General features: G+C 58.9%; 17 protein-coding genes. 11 read left to right on the top strand and 6 right to left on the bottom strand.

The annotated features are described in order from the left end of the window. The first annotated feature begins 109 nt into the window (after nucleotides 1-109). A complete protein-coding gene (locus NDI89_RS18065; protein WP_277523523.1) occupies nucleotides 110-1,369 on the top strand; it encodes a YcaO-like family protein in 1,260 nt (419 codons plus the stop codon). A gap of 167 nt (nucleotides 1,370-1,536) precedes the next feature. Here the strand turns inward: NDI89_RS18065 and NDI89_RS18060 are convergent, their stop codons facing one another. Continuing rightward, complete coding sequence (locus NDI89_RS18060) at nucleotides 1,537-2,127, bottom strand: AAA family ATPase (protein WP_277523521.1); 591 nt, start codon at nucleotides 2,125-2,127, stop codon at nucleotides 1,537-1,539. Nucleotides 2,128-2,328: 201 nt separating this feature from the next. On the opposite strand from NDI89_RS18060, the gene NDI89_RS18055 reads away from it, so the two are divergent. Together NDI89_RS18055 and NDI89_RS18050 are read left to right on the top strand one after the other, a co-directional pair. Next, the gene (locus tag NDI89_RS18055; protein WP_277523519.1) at nucleotides 2,329-3,294 is read left to right on the top strand and encodes a phosphotransferase family protein; all 966 of its coding nucleotides are present in this window, start codon (nucleotides 2,329-2,331) and stop codon (nucleotides 3,292-3,294) included. Between the two features lie 206 nt (nucleotides 3,295-3,500). Next, nucleotides 3,501-4,415 carry a SagB/ThcOx family dehydrogenase gene (locus NDI89_RS18050; RefSeq protein WP_277523517.1) on the top strand — a complete coding sequence of 305 codons (915 nt, stop codon included), beginning with the start codon at nucleotides 3,501-3,503 and terminating at the stop codon, nucleotides 4,413-4,415. A 52-nt stretch (nucleotides 4,416-4,467) separates the two neighbouring features. On the opposite strand, the gene NDI89_RS18045 is transcribed toward NDI89_RS18050, so the two are convergent. Further along, nucleotides 4,468-4,692: a hypothetical protein gene (locus tag NDI89_RS18045; RefSeq protein WP_277523515.1), complete on the bottom strand. Its 225-nt coding sequence runs from the start codon at nucleotides 4,690-4,692 to the stop codon at nucleotides 4,468-4,470. A 114-nt stretch (nucleotides 4,693-4,806) separates the two neighbouring features. Between NDI89_RS18045 and NDI89_RS18040 the strand changes: the two genes are divergently transcribed. The 4 genes from NDI89_RS18040 to NDI89_RS18025 all read left to right on the top strand — a co-directional run bounded on the left by NDI89_RS18040 (nucleotide 4,807) and on the right by NDI89_RS18025 (nucleotide 11,127). Further along, entirely contained in the window at nucleotides 4,807-5,418 is a 612-nt protein-coding gene (locus NDI89_RS18040; protein ID WP_277523513.1) for a TOMM precursor leader peptide-binding protein, read from the top strand. Then, complete coding sequence (locus tag NDI89_RS18035; RefSeq protein WP_277523510.1) at nucleotides 5,411-6,661, top strand: YcaO-like family protein; 1,251 nt, start codon at nucleotides 5,411-5,413, stop codon at nucleotides 6,659-6,661. The genes NDI89_RS18040 and NDI89_RS18035 overlap by 8 nt, the downstream gene beginning before the upstream one ends. Beyond that, a complete protein-coding gene (locus NDI89_RS18030) occupies nucleotides 6,658-8,457 on the top strand; it encodes a S9 family peptidase (protein WP_277523508.1) in 1,800 nt (599 codons plus the stop codon). Before NDI89_RS18035 ends, NDI89_RS18030 begins: the two co-directional genes overlap by 4 nt. Nucleotides 8,458-9,990: 1,533 nt before the next feature. Then, entirely contained in the window at nucleotides 9,991-11,127 is a 1,137-nt protein-coding gene (locus NDI89_RS18025; protein WP_226005098.1) for a thiolase family protein, read from the top strand. 651 nt (nucleotides 11,128-11,778) lie between these two features. Here the strand turns inward: NDI89_RS18025 and NDI89_RS18020 are convergent. Then, nucleotides 11,779-11,919, bottom strand: a complete 141-nt coding sequence (locus NDI89_RS18020) for a hypothetical protein (protein WP_277523504.1) — start codon at nucleotides 11,917-11,919, stop codon at nucleotides 11,779-11,781. Further along, nucleotides 11,919-12,116: a hypothetical protein gene (locus NDI89_RS18015; protein ID WP_277523501.1), complete on the bottom strand. Its 198-nt coding sequence runs from the start codon at nucleotides 12,114-12,116 to the stop codon at nucleotides 11,919-11,921. The genes NDI89_RS18020 and NDI89_RS18015 overlap by 1 nt, the downstream gene beginning before the upstream one ends. A 320-nt stretch (nucleotides 12,117-12,436) precedes the next feature. Here NDI89_RS18015 and NDI89_RS18010 point away from each other — a divergent pair, with 320 nt between their 5' ends. Together NDI89_RS18010 and NDI89_RS18005 are read left to right on the top strand one after the other, a co-directional pair. After that, complete coding sequence (locus NDI89_RS18010; RefSeq protein ID WP_277523498.1) at nucleotides 12,437-12,751, top strand: hypothetical protein; 315 nt, start codon at nucleotides 12,437-12,439, stop codon at nucleotides 12,749-12,751. Nucleotides 12,752-12,837: 86 nt separating this feature from the next. Then, entirely contained in the window at nucleotides 12,838-13,590 is a 753-nt protein-coding gene (locus NDI89_RS18005; protein ID WP_277523496.1) for a TraB/GumN family protein, read from the top strand. Between the two features lie 38 nt (nucleotides 13,591-13,628). Here NDI89_RS18005 and NDI89_RS18000 read toward each other — a convergent pair whose 3' ends face one another. After that, nucleotides 13,629-15,317, bottom strand: coding sequence for an aldehyde ferredoxin oxidoreductase C-terminal domain-containing protein (locus NDI89_RS18000; RefSeq protein WP_277523495.1), 1,689 nt, complete (start codon nucleotides 15,315-15,317; stop codon nucleotides 13,629-13,631). A 155-nt stretch (nucleotides 15,318-15,472) separates the two neighbouring features. Here NDI89_RS18000 and NDI89_RS17995 point away from each other — a divergent pair, with 155 nt between their 5' ends. After that, the gene (locus NDI89_RS17995) at nucleotides 15,473-16,066 is read left to right on the top strand and encodes a DUF2391 family protein (RefSeq protein ID WP_277523493.1); all 594 of its coding nucleotides are present in this window, start codon (nucleotides 15,473-15,475) and stop codon (nucleotides 16,064-16,066) included. Between the two features lie 77 nt (nucleotides 16,067-16,143). Beyond that, nucleotides 16,144-16,557 (top strand): EamA family transporter, encoded by a 414-nt coding sequence (locus tag NDI89_RS17990; protein WP_277523492.1) that lies wholly within the window; start codon nucleotides 16,144-16,146, stop codon nucleotides 16,555-16,557. Between the two features lie 95 nt (nucleotides 16,558-16,652). Here the strand turns inward: NDI89_RS17990 and NDI89_RS17985 are convergent, their stop codons facing one another. Then, the gene (locus NDI89_RS17985) at nucleotides 16,653-18,599 is read right to left on the bottom strand and encodes an AMP-dependent synthetase/ligase (RefSeq protein ID WP_277523491.1); all 1,947 of its coding nucleotides are present in this window, start codon (nucleotides 18,597-18,599) and stop codon (nucleotides 16,653-16,655) included. Nucleotides 18,600-18,640 lie beyond the last annotated feature (41 nt).

Raw genomic sequence — 18,640 nt, 5'->3', positions numbered from 1 at the left:
TCTCTGATATCGGTCTATGTCGCTGTCGATGGAATCACAGTAGGCCCCTCAACAACAGAATCACACCACTAACCCGAAAAACGACCGATCAGTACGAACGATTAGGAGTATGATAAAACACGAAACAGACGGCGACGTGACTGTCCCGCTAGCGAGAATCCTTGGAAAGAAGACTGGGCTGGTATCCGACCTCGAATACACACTCCCATACCGTAGACAGCCCATCGAGGTCAAGACTGCTCAGGGTCAGACAGTAGATATCGGTAATCTGACCAACGACGAGGCTTCCGGCGCCTCTATCGAGGCGATGGGGAAAGGAGCAACACTGCGTCAGTCGATAACGACGATGCTAGCTGAAGCAGTGGAACGGGGTGTTTATTATATCGGAGCCCACAGAGGGGTCGAAGCCAGCTATGAGGAACTCTCGGCCGAGCACGAGGTGATCGATACCGAGTATCTGCAGTTTTACAGCGAGCGGACACGTGAACAGCTCGATCACTACGAGACGTACTATCCGCTAGATAAATTCGAGACTCGATCGTGGATATGCGGCCGTAACTTACTATCCGGAGACCGAACCTACGTACCGATCGAACTGGTTTTCCCCCACAAGGGGGTGAACGAGCGTCCGCTGTTTATGGCTACGACGAACGGAATGGCCTGTCACAAGACTTTACCACAGTCACTACTCGAATCGATATACGAATTCGTCGAGCGTGATTCCGTTATGTACACCTGGTGGACAAGAACAGTACCGGACCGTCTCGAAACCGATCAATTCGTAACGGAAAACGAGACTGTTCGTTTCCACCTGCTAAACCTCGAGACAGGTGTAAACATTCCTACTGTCGGTTGTCTCGGTATCTCTGCAGAACGGAGTCGGCCGTATGCCTTCTTTTGTGCTGCCTCCGACAGCACCTATCCGGAGGCGATTCGGTCCGCGATCTGGGAAGCCTCGCAATGTTGGTCGTGGCATACGACACATTCCAGCGGTGATCTCGGCGGTATCGATCCACAAAACATAACTGATTTGACTTCAAACGTGATATACTACCAGAGCCCAGACAATTACGATGCTCTCGAATTCCTTCTCGACGGCCCGTTGAGATCGATCGATCGGATCGAAAACTTCTCTGGCTTTTCCTCACCCAAGGCGGAACTCGCTCACGTGCTGGACATACTCGAATCGCACGGAGTCACACCTATCGGATTCGACCTGACAACGCCAGATATCCAGGAGCTCGGTCTGACTGTGACGCGAGTTGTAATTCCGGAACTATTGCAGCTATCGCTACCATCGTTTCCAACCGATGCCCATCCTCGTCTGAACGGGCGAGTGAAGACAGTCGACCCCCACCCTCACGGGTGATCTCTTCTCGTACCGTCCGATGCTGAGGTCAAGATGGGTACCCAGCGCAGCCATCCGGACCCGGGGTAATGGTCCGGACTCCCGGCAGCCGAACCGCATTCTTGCCACATCCAATGCCCTCCGGGAACCGGTCCGTGGTCAGTAGTCGGTCACACCGTCGTGGATGACTAGTACTCGAATATCCGCGAATACGATACGATACTTCTCGCGAACGACTCCGCTGTGCTCTCAACCGTACTGTTTTCGTTGTTGAGCAACCGCAACCAGCACCCAACCTGGTTCGAAATACTCACCGCATACTGACGCTCCAACATCATGTGCTCTTGTACCCCTTCGATGGACGGAACAGCACGTTCTTTCGAACGGATTCGATCCCTGATCCTGTCCGGAACGACCTCCGGCGGGGCCTCGATCACAGTAATCGTGTCGGGGGCCAGTTCATTCGCAACTGGAACGGTTATCTTTGGCATATATCCGTATCCATCATAGTCCACAAAGTGGCAGTCAAGGACTATGTGCTTCCGGTCGATGTCACTGCGAAGATTCTCTGCAACCGTGCAGCCCAGTTCCCGGTACAGGGCAGGTCGGATCCGATCTCTGGTATTCTCAACGTGACCTTCGTCCCTTGCCAGTTCGTATATCAAATTGCCCATCCTGGCATAGAATATATCAATGTCCGGCCGGTTATTGACTTCTTCTACGATCGTCGATTTCCCGACGCCAGGTGCGCCTCCGACCAGATGAATCAGATTTTCCATACAGTACATCATATATAAGTGAATAAAAATATTTATTTTATATTTAGGTAGGTACTCCAAGAAAAGGGGTGCGAGACAATCGTCCAATAGAAGTTATTAAATAATACTGATTAAATTTTTTGAATTATGCGGGCAAACTATAGAGATCGCGATCACGATCCGTTCGATCGCTCTGCGCTCGAAAAGCTGTGTTCGCTTGCGATGCCAGACTGGACACTGCAAACGGCCTCACCGATTCGGGAAGGGTCGGACATCCTGTATCAGCTTACCGTTACTGATCAAGCTGATAGGAATCGACAGTGCATCCTCAAGGCGGCTGGACAAACAGACGAGGATGATTTTCGTTCCGAGCCGCGGTGCACGCAATATTTCAGACACGCGACGGAATTGCCAATTCCGGAAGTATATGAGGTCGTTTCGGACCCCGACGGCGACATCCCGCCGTTCTTTTTGCTATCATACGTCTCCGGACGGTCACTGAAATACGGTCCAGATGAGAACCGGTCCTGGGATCCCCTGTCGAGAGTTGATCGGAGTGCGATCGCCGAACTCTCTCACATCGCGGGTCGCCACCTCGCGACGATCCATCAATGCGGTCCTGTCGACGGATTCGGGCCGTTGACCGCCGAACATGATCAACTCACTCTCCTCGAGCGAGATGCCGACTGGGACTCCTGGATAACTGGTGTCTTACACTCGTTGTCTCTCCACGATCTCAGATCTATCGAAGCCGATATTTCTTCGTTCATAACTCGGGAAGCGGATCGACTTCCGGATATTGATCCCGTTCCGATGCATCAGGATTACCGACCTGGAAACCTCGTGTTAGATCCCGAGACGCCTCGACCCTGTGCAGTCCTCGACTGGGGAGACGTCCGAAGCGGCCACGACGAGTACGAACTCGCTCTCACCGAACAGTACTTTTCGAGCTGGCGTGGATGCGACCACCAGCGACGTTCGCTTGTGCGAGAGCACCTCTACGAGGGCTACGAATCGGTGCGTTCACTCGATCGCGACGATCCAGCATTTCACCGTCGATATTTGCTCTATCGTCTCGTAACTCGACTCGCGTTTATGAATAGATTCCCGCAGGCCCCCGAGTACGTACGGGAACATAATCTGCAGTGCCTGTCCGATCTGATCACATCGGTCAAGTTACTAGACTAACAAATATTATCTTATTTAATCACCAATAGCGAAATCATCACGGGCGACTACCAATAGCTAGTGAGGAGCAAACCGCTTCTTCCCATAGGATGCCCGTTGCCTCAGTGACCGAGGGTCGCTTCCTCGCTGACGAGCAGCGACGTGATGGGTATTTATGCATCCCAAATACAATATTTTTAAATATGTAAGTTAATAGTATATCATATATGGAACAAACATCAATAGTGCAAGATCTTAAAAATATATCGCTGGAACTAAACCGCCATACGATACGGACGGACAACTATTTCCAAGATTTTAGCCGGAAAGAGAACCTGGTTGGAGATATATCTGAAATATTCCACGAGAATACAAAAGTTCAGCAAGTGAACCCCAAGTTCGTACGGTCAATCGAACACTTTTCCCAGATTTCCGAAAAGAACAATGGGATATACAACCCGAGCGCAAAACGAGTCGACCGACCACTGATCGACCTGCCTGAGCCGGAACCACTCGAACACTCCCTCAGTGACGTCATAAACGCTCGCCAATCGGTTCGAACCTTCAAGCGGGATCCGATTACTGCAGAATCGTTAAGCAGGGTCCTGTGGTACGGTTGTGGACCTGTAGGCGACACACTTGCATCGGTAAACGACGTAGAGGTCCGTGGTCGCGGGTACCCGTCTGCCGGGGGCCTGTATCCAGTCGAGCCGTACGTCATCCTGCTCGATGGCGACGATCTTAACACCGGGGTCTACTACTACGAGGCATCGGAACACGGTCTCCGCACGGTTAAACAGATGGAGCGCGGAGAGCTGGTCGAACACGTGCAGACCTTTACGGGGGGAGACACTCTCAGTTTCGATCGTGTTTCTGTTCTTTTCGTCCTGACAGGTTCTTTCTGGAAAAACAAGATTAAATACGGGCCCCGGGGTTATCGGTTCACGCTGTTGGAAGCAGGGCACCTCGCTCAAAATCTCCAACTAGTTGCGACAGCTCTGGGCTATGGTACCTGCAACAGCGGCGGCCTCGACGAAAGTCGAGTCGATCCGTTCCTAGGGGTCAATGGAGTAGACGAGTCGACGATCTACGGTATCCTGTTCGGTACTCCTGCCTCTGGAGGTGACGACAATGGAAACTGAATTCGAGCACAAGCGTCTATCGATCAATCCGATCTTCGTACCGCTTCGGATCTCACCGGACGAGTTCGAACTCCGTGTCGGGCCGTTCGTTGGGGCGCGACATACTATTCGAGACTCGGACGGAGAGGGTGTGGTCGGCGAACTGTGCGACTACCTCGACGGTACCCACACCGTGGCGGAGATTCTCGAGAACTTCGATCCGGAGTACCGGGTTCAGATCCGTACGATCCTTGAGCAACTCCACGACGATCGTGCTCTCGTCGACGTTAGCGATCACGATCCGGATCGCCTCTGGAGTTTTAGTGTCGTCGACGGAAACGTTTCGGCCGATGAGCTCGACACTCTTCGGCAGACGTCAGTCGGTATCGTAGCGCGGGGACGACTCGGTGAAATGGTCGCTGAAGATCTCGCTCGCACCGGCGTCGAGGACGTACGGGTCAAAACTGTCGGCGACACTGATTCCGCCACTGAATCGGAGAATATCACGGCATTCGAGGGAGAAATTGACGCACTCATTTCATCGGTCGAGTACGCTCTCTACCTCGATGACGCTCCCGGCATGGGAATCGCAAAGCGGGTGAACGAAACCGCGGTGGAGACGGAAACTCCACTGACTGTCGCCCAGCTTCTGGGTCTCGAGGCGATTCTCGGCCCAACTATCGTACCCGGTGAAAGCCCGTGTCTCCTGTGTCTACTCAAGCGATGGCAGTCGTTTCAGGACAACCTGGACAGCTACCGGGCCTACGTCGAGAGCACGACAGAGCGCCAAAACATTCACCTCCCGGCTCATGAACGACTTCTCGCCGGTCTCGTCTCCAAAGAAGCCACGACACAGTTACTTACCGGCCACGGGTACGTCGTCGGTCGCACCCTCGACGTGGACCTGCTTAGTATGGACCTCGAAACCAACGAGGTGCTAAAGATGCCGCGATGTGACGTCTGTGGCGTCAAGCACGAGGACTGGCAACGGTTGATCGATTTCCAGGCCATCAAAGATGATTGAACACGAACAGGAAGGACTGATTACCGGCACTCTGGCCCGAATGCTGGGGAGCAAGACCGGGTTGTGTACCGACCTGCACTACCGTCTGCTTGAGCGCGAGGTTCCGTCGGGGGGGCACGTCGTCAGCGGCGAAAAGGCCGACCTCGGTCGGATGGCTGCCCAGCCCAATGCAGGATCAATGCGAGCGATGGGGAAAGGTTCGACCCCTTCACAGTCCGCTGTAAGCTACCTTGGAGAACTCGTCGAGCGGTACCAGGTGCTGGCCGCAGAACCGGCGCTCGAGACCGCATCATACGAGTGCCTGGCAGCGGAACACGATATGATCGATCCGAAGTGGCTGCACTTCTACTCCCAGACCGAGCGAGAGCGGTTGATCGATTGTGGGTACGGTCTGGATGCGTTCGACAAGACTGCCACTCGTCGCTGGATTCGAGGACAGAACCTTCTCACCGGCGACGATACCTATCTCCCGGTCGAGCTAGTTCTCTGGCAGTCGGCACTGCGCGAGCAGGACTATCCCATTGTCCCGCCGACGACCAACGGGCTCGCCTGTCACGAAACGCAACATCAGGCTCTCCTGTGCTCGCTCTACGAGGTGATCGAACGGCACGCCTTCGTCGAGACCTGGTTCACCCGGTCCGTTCCCCGGCAACTTCACGTCGACGGAATGCCGACCGAGAACGAACGCGTCGTCTGTCACTTGCTCGAATACGAGACGGAACTCGAGGTCCCGATCATCGGGTGTCTCGCTCACCGTACCGAACGGGAGAAACCGTATGCTTGCTTCTGTGGCGGTGCCGCGAGTACGTACCGGTCGGCGATCGAGGGATCGCTCACCGAAGTAACACAGCTGTGGTCGTGGATGGGGACCGATCCCACTATCAAAACAGTCGATCCTGATGCGATCACGGATCTCGAAGATAACCTCTATTATTATATGGATCCGGACAACGCCAATCAACTCGAGTTTTTGCTGCAGGGGCCGGAAGAGTCCCTCAAATTCGACGACGAGCGGTCCGGTCCAGAGAACGAACTGGAGTGGCTGCTTGATCAACTCGCCGCCGCCGATGTCACACCTATTGCGTTCGACATAACAATGCCGGAGATAACCGAGACAGGACTTACGATCACCAGGGTCGTTGTTCCCGAATTCCTTCCACTGGTCCTCCCCTCGTTCCCACCGGACGCACACCCCCGTCTGGCCGGACGCATCGATACTACTGCACCACATCCGTACCCATGACCTCTACGAAGGAGTACTTCGAATACGACACGTACGTCGATCCGACAGTAGCCCCGAACGGAACTCTCGCCGTTCTCCAGCACGATCGGGGATCGTCCCAGTGTATCGTCGTCAACCTGGATTATGAGCGCACGTCGGAGCAGATTGTCAGCGTCGAAGACCGCATGCGCAGCTACGATTGGGTCAACGAGGACACGATCTGGTACACGGTCTGGGGGGATCCGTCAATTCGATATCTGGATATGGTTGCTGTCCTCGACGGGGAGTCTGTCGGGGAATCGATCCGCGAACGGCAGATCGAAGACGACCACGATGTCGTCTTCGATATCCTCCCCGGGCCCGAACACGATCAGTTCGCGGTGAGCGTCCGTGAAGGGCTTACCTACTCGACCCGGATCTATTCGGCGGGAGATCTCACGGAACCGGTCGAGCAGTTCCCCATGTACAACAATCACCGGTTATTGACCTGGAGACCGGACGGTGAGTGCGTCCTCGTGAAGGAAATAAACGATTCGTTCTCCCACCGTCTCGTCGCGCTGGATCTGGCAAACGGCAAGAAACAGGTCGTAACGGACGAGATCAAGGACGCCAGATACGTTACCCCGGGTTGGGATCCCGAGGGACGGAACCTCTACCTAGTTACGGACTACGAGGCCGACAGGCTCTATGCGGCACGTCTTTCCCCTGACGACCGGACGCTAACACCAGTCGTCGAACGTACCGATCACACCGTAGAGAGCATTGGAGTCCACGACTCCGGTCGGCTCATGTACAGTGTCAACCATGATGGCATCTCGACGGTGTACGTGGGCGAATTGAAGGGTGACAAGGAGGTCGAAGCGCAGCCCTTGACCGACTTACCCTCCGGCGTCGCCACTCATGCTGCCTTCGGGCCTGAGGGGAACCGTCTCGTTCTCACCGTAAGTACCGAAACGGTTCCCTCAGCCGTTTACGTGTGCGATATCGATACTAGGACTGTGAGTCGATGGCTTAGTTCTCCCAGTCCTTCGAACACCTTCATGGATACCCCGGACGAACGTCTCAGCCGAGTGATTAGATACACGTCCGACGACAGTCGGGAAATTCCGGCACTATTCACCCGACCACCAGTCGGAACGGATCTTCGCGGTGCCGTCGTGGACGTTCACGGCGGCCCGGAAAACCAGCGTCGGCCTCGCTATCGGCCGCACCTACACTGGTTTATCGAACGTGGCTACGCTGTTCTCGAGCCGAACATCCGCGGATCGACCGGCTACGGGCGCCAGTACGCTAACCTCGACGAGGGTCCGAGACGAATCGATGCCGCCGACGACGTTGCCACCGGCGGTGAATGGCTTCGCTCGCAGGTCGAGACCGATCACGTGGTCGTCAGCGGAACCTCCCACGGTGGTCTGTTAGCCCTCGTAAACGCCTACCGGTCCCCGGAAGTATTCGATGCAGCGATCAGTACTGCCGGGATCTACGATCTTGAGAAGTTCGTCCAGTCTCTCGAGATTGAGAACCGGGAATTGCGCGTCGCCAAGTACGGCAACCCCTCCAAGAATCAGGAACTCTTTGATACACTGAGTCCGCTCCGTCACGCTGACGAGGTCGACATACCCGTTCTGGTGGTCCACGGCGAGGACGACAGAACGGTGCTGGCCGACGGCGCTAGGCAGTTCGTTGAGTCCGTCGCCGCGTCCGGGGAACATGCAGAGGTGTTGCTGTTCGAGGACGAGGGGCATTCCATCGAATCGCTCGAGAGCATTCGAACCAAATACGAGCGTCTTGCCTCCTTCCTCGGGACTGTTCTATAGTTGGCTTCTTGACTGGCGGAATCGCAGAGATTTAGCTGGTGGATTCCGTGAGAAGGGAGAGTTCTATATACACGCGCGAATTTCACACTCGATATTCTCGAGTTCGCTGATTCGGTCAGGATCCCCAGATTTCGAGTGGTTCAGTCGTCTACTGACACACATCAGTTTCGACCGGCAGCGGGCAACTGAGCTCGCCGAGACTGACCTCTAATGTCCTGTGATGGTGAGGGACGGAAGCCGGTCCGATACTTCTCGCACATCAATGTTGAATGATTCAATTATAATACTGTAACTAGTGAAAAAATATATAATAGACTAGATGGAATTGCCTGATGCACACGCAAGTGTGTTGATTTCGATGGATCTGGAATACCAGACATCTCACAACCGTACTGAAGATAAAACGACCCCAAACAGTATCCCTAGTTCCTGCTGTGTGTGCTCCAGCTCTAGCAGCGGGGGCTCCGGTGGTCTTCTCTACGAGGACCCGGACGAAGAGTAACGAGACAGCAGTCGCAAGTTAGTCCCAAATTGATCGTTCCCACCCGTTGTCGTCTTAGTTACAGATAGTCGATATATCTGGAAATAGGACACTGCTGGATGGCTTTATTAGTAGGAGCAATTCCTACTACCAGCAATACGAGAACGGGAACTATTCTTTAACTACAAATTGTCCGAGCTTTTACAGTGAGGAACGGAAGTCAGTCCGCTATTTCTCGCGCCTCGTTATTATATAGGTACTTCGATGGGTTATAATTATACCTATAATCGACAAATATATAATAAATAGGCCACAATCAATGGATGCACACGTAAGTGCATTGATTCAGATGGATTTGGAATACAAGACATCCCATAACCGTACCGAAAACGCGAAACAGGTTACAGGCGCCAGTATCCCCAGTTCCTGCTGTGTGTGCTCCAGCTCTAGCAGCGGGGGCTCCGGTGGTCTTCTCTACGAGGACCCGGACGAAGAGTAACGGGACAGCAGTCGTAAGCTAGTCCCAAATTGATCGTTCCCTCCCGTTATCGTCTTAGTTCCAGATAATCTATATATCTGGAAATAGGACACTGCTGGATGGGTTTACCAGTAGGATCAATTCCTACTACCAGCAATACGATAGCGGAAACTATTCTTTAATTATAAACTATCGGAATATTTACTAGTCTTGAGACTATAAAAAGATTGTAGCAAGTTCGTTGTCCGTAGGTTTGCACGATAAACACGATATTATTGATATTATTTTTCTTATTAATTTTTGGTATTAATTGAATTATTCTAGTATACGAAACTCACTGTTAGAACATTTTAAATTATATATTGTACCCTGTTATTGTCCTTCTGGTTTAGTAATACTTATGCAGAAACTGCTGACCAGTAGTTCAGATCACTCACCTTCACATGGAATCAGCGTATCTGAACAGGATACCTCTCGGCAGTCGGTCCGCTATCGGTTGAATACAGTCGTAAACGCTTTTCCTCCCTCCGAGAGTTCGACCGGATTTAAGTCCGTGAGGGGCATTCGGTAGTATATGTCACAGACGCCAGTCGTAGTCAAGGCAGTCCGGACCCCGCAGGGGAAAGAAGACGGCGTATACGCCGACGTTCGCAGCGAGGATCTCTCGGTGCCGCTGATCGACGAGATTCTGGCCGAAACCGGCCTCTCCGGCGAGGAGATCGACGATCTGATGTGGGGCTGTGCCCAGCAGCGCGAGGAACAGGACAACAACCTCGCCCGCGTCATCGCCCTCCTCTCGGAACTCGGCGAGTCGGTGCCGGCGACGACCATCAATCGCTGGTGTGCCTCCTCGATGCAGTCGGTCATCTCCGCCTCCGACGCCATCGCCGCCGGCAACCGCGACGCCGTCATCGCCGGCGGCGTCGAGAGCATGAGCCGCGTCGCGATGGGCGAGAGCTACGGCCACATCCACCCGAAGATCTCCGAACTGTACGACCTCGGGGACCTCCAGATGGGGATGACCGCCGAGAAAGTCGCCGAAGAGTACGGCGTCAGCCGCGAGGAACAGGACGAGTACGCCGCCCGCAGCCAGCAGCGCGCCACCGAGGCGACCGAGTCGGGCCGCTTCGACGACGAGATCGTCCCGATCGAGACCGAGGACGGCACCGTCGAGGAAGACGAGGGCATCCGCCCCGGCACGACCCCCGAGAAGCTCGCCGAACTCCCGACCGTCTTCAAAGAGGACGGCACCGTCACGCCCGGCAACGCCTCCCAGATCTCCGACGGCGCATCCGCGCTGCTCGTCACGAGCGAGGCCTTCGCCGAGGAACACGACCTCGAGATCATGGCCGAGGTCGGCCGGAACAACGTCGCCGGCGTCGACCCCACCGTCATGGGGATCGGCCCGGTCCCGGCGACCCGGGGCCTGCTCGAGCGCAACGGTCGCGACATCGACGACTACGATCTGGTCGAGCTCAACGAGGCCTTCGCGAGCCAGTCGATCTACTCGCGCGACGAACTCGGGATCGACCCCGAGATCTTCAACGTCAACGGCGGTGCGATCGCGCTCGGCCACCCGCTAGGGGCCTCGGGCGCTCGTCTCCCCGTGACGCTGATCAACGAGCTGCAAAAGCGCGGCGGCGGCCTCGGGCTGGCGACGCTGTGCGTCGGCTTCGGGCAGGGTGCGGCGATCGAGTTCGACGTCAACTGAAGCGCGGTTCGGAGGCCAACGGCCGAGAACCGCGGAATCGCGAGCGGGGAACGCAGTGACCCGCGAGCAGCCGTTTAATCTAGCCTTTTTGGCCTCTTCGCGAACGAAGTGAGCGACGGTCAGTGAGAGCGTTGCTCTCGCCAGACAGATTTTGCGAGGGAGTCATTGCGTCAATAGCGATGGTCACGGACTGAGCAGTTCACACGAATAGGACGGGTAAGCGGGGTAAGATCCCGACGGAGACGAGGGTCCTGCTCATGTTGGCAGCAGGGAATGGCCACACCCTCCCCAGCCGATTCGCTCGGTCGCTCCGCTCCCTCGCTCATCCACTGTCAGAGTGAACCCTGACAAGCTTTCGCTCACGGGTTCGCGAAAACCTCGCGCAATATCGTCGGCTGGCCTCACTGTGCTCACGGCTCCCTCCGGTCGCCGTCTGCTCACGGCGCTTTGCGCCGTCTGTTCACGGGCCTCCGGCCCGTTCACACGGTATGCGAGACCGGAGGTCTCGCACTATTCGCATGGTACGCGGGACCATCGGTCCCGCGCTATTCGCTTTTCGAGGCGCTCACTTCGTTCGCGCCTCGCAGCGTTCAGCCAGCCGACAGCGCGCGCCACCGCCGCTAGCAACGTGATACAACGACTATCGACCGGTTACGTGACCCGGTCGCCGTTCTCGTCGACCGCGCCTTCGCAGTCGTCACAGAGCCACCAGCCGACGATCGGATCGCGGAGTGGAAGCACTGCACCACAGTCGGGACAGCGCTTCGACTCCGTGACTCGAGACCCGGCCATCACTCGCCCGTCCCCAGTCCGCGGTCGGCGGGGTCGCAGGTGAGCAAGACCGGATTGACCGAGCAACCACAGGGGTAGGCGGTGCCCCTGTACAGCCTACTCGAGGTCACGACGCTGACGGGTTCGCCGCAGTTCGGACAGTCGGGACGCGACGACGGGCGATCCTCGCTGCCGTCGTCGTTCGCGTCGTCACACATGGCGATCGCGCCTCGAGCGCCGTCGTGCAGTCGATACTGATCGTGTCTGGCGATTCGGCTGTCGTGCGGGACGTTTATATCCCGGTAGAATGTACGGAATCATGCTTCCGAAACCCCGGTGAGGGTTTGGAAGCCACGCCTCGGGTGTCTGAGCACCCGGGGCATTTGCATACGCCCCGTCAGAGACGCGGCCTCCGGCTTACTAGTCACCTTTCCGTTACTTATAACTACTGTTTCGAGGTTCGAATATATCCGCCATGCGAGCGAGAGCCGGCGTGCGTTGGCCGGTCGTTTAGTAGTCTCGAGTCCTACGCACACGTATGAACGTGGGCCTCCTCGCGATACTCGTCGGGATCCCGCTGGCCTGGCATCTCGGGCTGACGGCGATCGCCTACTACGACGCCGGGAACGTGGGTCTCGAGCCGCCGAAGAAATGGGCGGCGATCACCTTCTGCATCCCGCTGATCGGCTTCTTCATCTACCTCTTCGAGCGGAGCGAGCTCTCCTACGATCCGGAGAGCGATCCCTATCGGGACAACAACTTCAACATCCATCCCTCGCGAGCCGACGACAGCCCGCTGCCGTCCCGCGGCGACGATCGGCTCTCGCTGACCGACGAGGGAGACGACGAGTAGGCCTCGAGCGGGGGCCGTCCAGCATCGGCGAACTCGATCGTCTGCTGGTCGTAGATTCAAGCCGCTGGCGGACGAAGGGTGCGGGGATGTCCGACCACGGCACTATCACCCTCGTTCCGAGCGTTCACTTCTCACCGACGCACCGCCGCCGGGTTCGGGAAACGATCCGCGAGGCGGAGCCCGATCTCGTCGCCGTCGAACTCGACGAGTCGCGCTTCGATCGCCTCGAGGGAAACGACAGCGCGGATCTCGACGAGTTGACCCGTGAACTGCCGCCCCCGATGGCGATCGCCTACAGCATGTTGCAGACACTCCAGCGGACGGTGGTCCGACTGTACGGCCTCGATCCCGAGCAGACCGACATGGAGGCGGCCATCGAGACCGCCGCCGAGCGGGACACCGACGTCGCGCTCATCGACGAACCGATCGACGAGATCGTGGCCGCCCTCTCGCGTCGTCTCGGGCCGCTGACGATCCCGAAAACGATGCTCCGGATGCAGTCGATGGGACCCGAGGAGTACGCCGACCAGATCGAGATGCTGTCACTGCCGTTCGAAGAAATCACGAGCGGCGACGACGTGCAGCCGGCGATCGACCACCTGCGGCGGCTGTTTCCCGACATCGCGGCGGTGATGATCGACCGGCGCGACCGAGCCATGGCGGGGCGGCTCCACGCGCTTCGGAGCGAGGGACACGACGTCGTCGCGGTCATCGGCGCGGGCCACCACAACGGCGTTCAGCGGCGGCTCGACGACCTCGAGTCGCGTGCCGACGAAAAGCAACCGAGCGTTCCGATCAGATCGACCGATCGGACGGTCACGCGGATCCAAATCGAGTGAAAACCGGCAGTCGGAGGGAGATGGCGTTGCGGTCGCGATCAGTCGTCGGCCGGCGTCGCGGCGCTGCCGCCCTCGAACTGCGCGTCGGGGACGGTCCCGTCGTCGTTCCAGCCGCGCTCGGCGTAGTACTCGTCGAGGCCCTGATCGAAGCCGGGGATCTCGTAGGGCAGGGAGTCGTCGCCCCGGTCGAAGCCGCGCTGGTTGTTGAAGTGCCGTTCCATCGCGACGACCTCGCCGCCGAGCGCGAGCAGGTCGTCGATGTCGGCGTCGAGCAGCGTCTCCATGCGCTCTTCGGTCACGAAGTCCCGCGAGAACTTACAGAGGACGGCGCTGTCTTTGATCGCGTTGATGTTCTCGAGTTCGACGACCTTCGGCGGTTTCCCCTCGAGGCCGGACTTGTCGAAGGCGTCGTCGGCGTCGACGAGCGGGTACTCGTAGGGGTAGAACTCGGCGTACATGTGGTCGGCGCCGCGGTTCGAGGTGGCGAAGGCGAGTCCCTGCCCGTTCAGGGTGCGGCCGTCGTGGGCGGAGAACTCCATGCCCTTGACGGACCAGTTCTCGACGCCGAGTTCGTCGTGGACCCGGTCGATGCCCTCCGCGAGCTGGTCGCCGATACCGTCTCGGTACGCGATCTTCTCGACGAGGTCGTGAATGAGGTCGACGTTGCCGAACTCGTCCTCGCTGGCGAGGTAGGCCGCGACGGTGTCGCCACAGGAGATGGTGTCGAGGCCGTACTCGTCACACAGCCGGTTCGACTTCATCACGTCGACGATGTCGTCGACGCCGGAGTTCGATCCGAACGCCATCAGCGTCTCGTACTCGGGGCCTTCCGTCTCGAGGCCGGACTCCTCGTCTCGCGTCGGCAGTTTGCAGGCGAAGGCACACGACGAGCAGGTGCCTTTCTTGTACTTCTTCTCCTCGACGCGATCGCCGCTGATCCCGTCGATGCCCTCGAAGGAGAGTTCCGAGAAGTAGTAACTCGAGAGGGCCTCGACCATGTTCGCGTACTCCGCGACCGAGGTGGTCCCCTGTGCTTTCATCGGATGCTCGGCCTGCGCGGCCTCGCCGTGAATTTCCATCTGCAGCGCCGGGATCTCGACCTCGTTGGTCGAGTCGCCGTCGAAGGTGATCGCCTTGACGTTCTTCGAGCCGAGGAGTGCACCGAGTCCGCCGCGGCCGAAGGCGCGCTCCTTGGACGTCATGATCGACGCGAAGCGGACCTGGTTCTCACCGGCCGGGCCGACGACCGCGGTGTGTTCCGGACCGAGGTCGTGTTCTTCCTCGATGTAGTCGCAGGTCTCGAAGACGGTGGCCTCCTCGAGTTCCGGCACCTCCTCGAACTCGACGCCCTCGTCGGTGACGTGGACGATCACGAGCTCGTCGCTGGCACCGGTGATCTCGACGGCGCTGTGGCCCGTTCCGGTGAAGTTCCGCGAGAGGAAGCCGCCGGCGTTCGAGGACAGCAGGCCGTCGGTCAGCGGCGAGAGGCCGGTCGCCGACATCCGACCGGTGAAGCTCATCGTCGAGTGTTGCATCGGCCCCGTCGCGAAGTAGAGCCGATTGTCCGCCCCGAGCGGATCGGCGTCGAACGGGATCCGTTCGTGTGCGAGCTTCGTTCCGAGTGCACGCCCCCCGATATACGACTCGAGGATGTCGTCGATATCCTCGGTTTCGGCCGTTCGCTCTCCAACGTCGATCGAACACAGCGGTCCCCGGACGTGTTTCATACTACTACAATGGGGGGCACGGCCGCAAAATGGTACCGGTTTTTCGGGCAGATTCGCCGGTAGTGGTTTCCGTTCGACACTACGCGGGCGAAGATCGTCGACCGCATCGGTCGCGGTCGGCCGTCTTTATCTACCCGCGGTGTCTGGTCGTGTCCATGTCGGAGCCGGAGGAAAAACACGAAAAGACGACGATCGACGACGTCTACGAGCAACTCGAGGCGCTCGAGGAGACGGTCGACACGTCCCACGAACGGACGGAGGTACACCGGACGATGCGGCTGGTCAGCCGGCTCTCGCACAATCAGACGGTGGGGAGGGTCATCACCGGGTTCACCCGGAAGGACAAGGCGGAGGCGTTCGTGGGGAGCGTCGTCATCGGCTTACCGATGTTAGTCGAGGACGGCGTGTTCAGTATCGGGGCGTTCCTCGCGACCCACCCGATCCTCTTGGTGGTGAACTTCCTGTTCACGGTCGGGCTGGTCGTCGGGATCCTCTACGTCGCCGATTTCCGCGAGGTACACATCAAAAACCCCTACTTCGGCCTGGTTCCGCGACGTCCCGTCTGGGTGTTGCTGATCGCGTACGCGACCGCCGCGGGGTTGATGACCCTGTGGGGTCGGATAACGTGGGACGAGCCGTGGCTCAATCTCTGTCAGGTCTCGGTCGTCTTCACGGCGATGGCGCTCGGCGGTTCGCTGGGCGATATCCTGCCCGGCGAGCACGAACAGCGACCCGTCGGCGACGCCTGAACGCGAGGCGTCGGAATCGAGAGTCGAACCGGTTTCCATGACGGAACGTTTTTCCGAGTCACGGAAAAGCGCCATCCATGGTCAACACGGCGATCCTGTTCGCACTCGGTGCGTTGCTGCTGTACGGCGGCTGGGCGGTGACCGGCGGCGTCGCGACGCGATCGCTCTCGCCCGTGAACGCGGTGTTCCTCTCCTACGTCGCGAGCCTCGTGATCGTCGGCGGCTACGTCCTCACGCTCCGTCGCCCGATCGCCGGGACCCGAGTCGACGTCGCGTTCGCGCTCGTCTCCGGTGCGTTCCTCGCGGCCGCGTCTATCAGCTTCTACGCCGGTCTCGCACGCGGGAACATGGCGATCGTCTCGGCGATCGCCGCGCTGTACTTCGTCATCCCGGCCGTCGTCGGCGTCTTCTACTTCGACGCACAGCTGAGTGCGACGAACGTGGCCGGGCTGGGACTCGCAGTGATCGCCGTCGGCCTCGTCGCGACCTGATTCGGGTCCCACCCGCTCGAGTCGGGCCCGTCTCTCGTGCTCGAGTTCTCCCGGCGGCGGTCGTTCGAAAACGGCAGAATTCGTGCCAAACGAGACTATTCGTCCCCGTAGAGCCGCTCGACGCGATCCTCGAACTGCTCGAGGATGACGCGCCGTTTCTTCTTCATCGTCGGCGTCAGCATGTCGTTTTCTTCGGTGAACTCGAGGGGGACGAGTTCGAACTGTTTGATCGTCTCGTGTTTTTCGAAGTCGCGGTTGACGCGGTCGACTTCCCGCTGGACGTACTCGCGGACCCGATCGTCGTCACAGAGGGCCTCGGGATCGTCCGGCAGGTCGATCCCCTCGTCGTCGGCCCACTGACGGACGTGCGCCATGTTGGGGACCAGGAGCGCGCCGATGAACTTCTCGCCGTCGCCGACGACCATGGCCTGCTCAACCACTTCGCTCGCGGCGAAGCCGTCCTCGATCGGCCCGGGCGCGACGTTCTTCCCCGTCGAGAGGACGATGATCTGCTTCGCGCGGTCGCGGAACTCGAGGTAGCCGTCGGGTCGCATGTGGACGATGTCGCCGGTGCGGAACCAGCCGTCTTCGGTGAACGCCCCTTCGGTCGCGCCGGGCTTGTTCCAGTAGCCCTGGGTGACGTTAGGGCCCTTGACGAGGAGTTCGCCGACCTCGCCGGGGTCGTCTTCGAACGCCTCCTGATCGGCGACCGTTTCGTCGATCTGCAGGTCGACGTTCGACAGCGCCGGCCCGATCGTGCCGATCTCGGCCGCCTCGGGCGGGTTCGTCGTGACGACCGGGGCCGTCTCGGTCAGCCCGTACCCCTCGAAGATGGGCAGTCCCATCGCGTGGTAGAGGCGACAGAGTTCCGGGGAGAGGCTCCCGCCGCCGCTCGTGAGCAGTTCGATCTCGCCGCCGAGGGCCTCACGGACCGTCGAGAAGACGAGTTTGTCGGCCAGGGCCTGCTTCGCTTTCAGGATCGGCCCCGGCGAGTCGGTCCGCTGATACTCGACCCCGACGTCGGTCGCCCACTCGAAGATCCGCTGTTTCGCGCCCGACTCGCTGGCCTGCTCGCGGATGCCGTCGTAGATCTTCTCGTAGACGCGCGGGACGCTCGTCGCCGTCGTCGGCTGGACGAGGCTGAAGTCCTCCTGCAGCGTGTCCGGGCTCTCCGCGTAGGCGACGCATGCACCGCTCGCGAACAGCACGAAGTGGCCGGCCGTCCGCTCGAAGACGTGCGCGAGCGGCAGGTACGACACCGCCAGGGTCTCGTCGTCTAACACCGGCACGTCGTCGTCCTTGTCCGGCCGCGGCCCGACGCGTTTCCGGAGGCCGTTGACGTTCGACCGGAAGTTCCGGTGGGTCAACTGCACTCCCTTCGGCTGGCCGGTCGTCCCGCTGGTGTAGATCAGGCTCGCGAGATCGTCCAGCTCGGTCGCGTCGATCCGCTCCTCGTAGGCCTCGAGGTCGAAGCTCTCGTCGCCGAGCGCGTAGACCTCGCCGAGGGTCAAGACGTCGTCGCGGTCGTCGTAGCCCTCGACCTCGTCCATCGAGACGATGAACTCGAGGTCGAGGTCGTCCTCGACCGCGAGGACGTTCTCGAGCAGTTCCTCGTTCTCGACGACGACGCCGTCCGCGTCGGGGTCGTCGAGCAGGTACCGGACCTGATCGGGCGAGGAGCTCGTGTAGACGGTCGTGATGACTGCCCCGGCACCCAGCAGGGCGAAGTCAGACTGCGCCCACTCCATTCGAGTGTTCGAGAAGAGGCCGACCCGATCCCCGGTGTCGACGCCCAGTTCCCGAAAGCCCGCCGACAGCGTCCGGACGATATCGCGCATCTCCGCGTAGGAGAGCGTCCGGTACTCGCCGGCTGCCGCTTCGGGAACGACCGACTCCGCCAGCGATCGCTCGTAGATCCCGCCCTTGTACTTCTGTGCCGGCCGGTTGGAATTGCGCTCGGCCGAGTCCTCGAACATCCGCGCGAGCGTCGTTTCCCCGATTACCTCGTCCTCGTACTCTCGTTCCGCATCCCGCCAGTCCATATTCCTGTGAGAGACACCCCCGTGCGATAAAACGTGATGAA

It is taken from the genome of Natrinema salsiterrestre, from assembly GCF_029502005.1.
In the GTDB taxonomy this organism is placed as follows: domain Archaea; phylum Halobacteriota; class Halobacteria; order Halobacteriales; family Natrialbaceae; genus Natrinema; species Natrinema salsiterrestre.
This window is presented reverse-complemented; position numbering and strand designations above follow the sequence as displayed.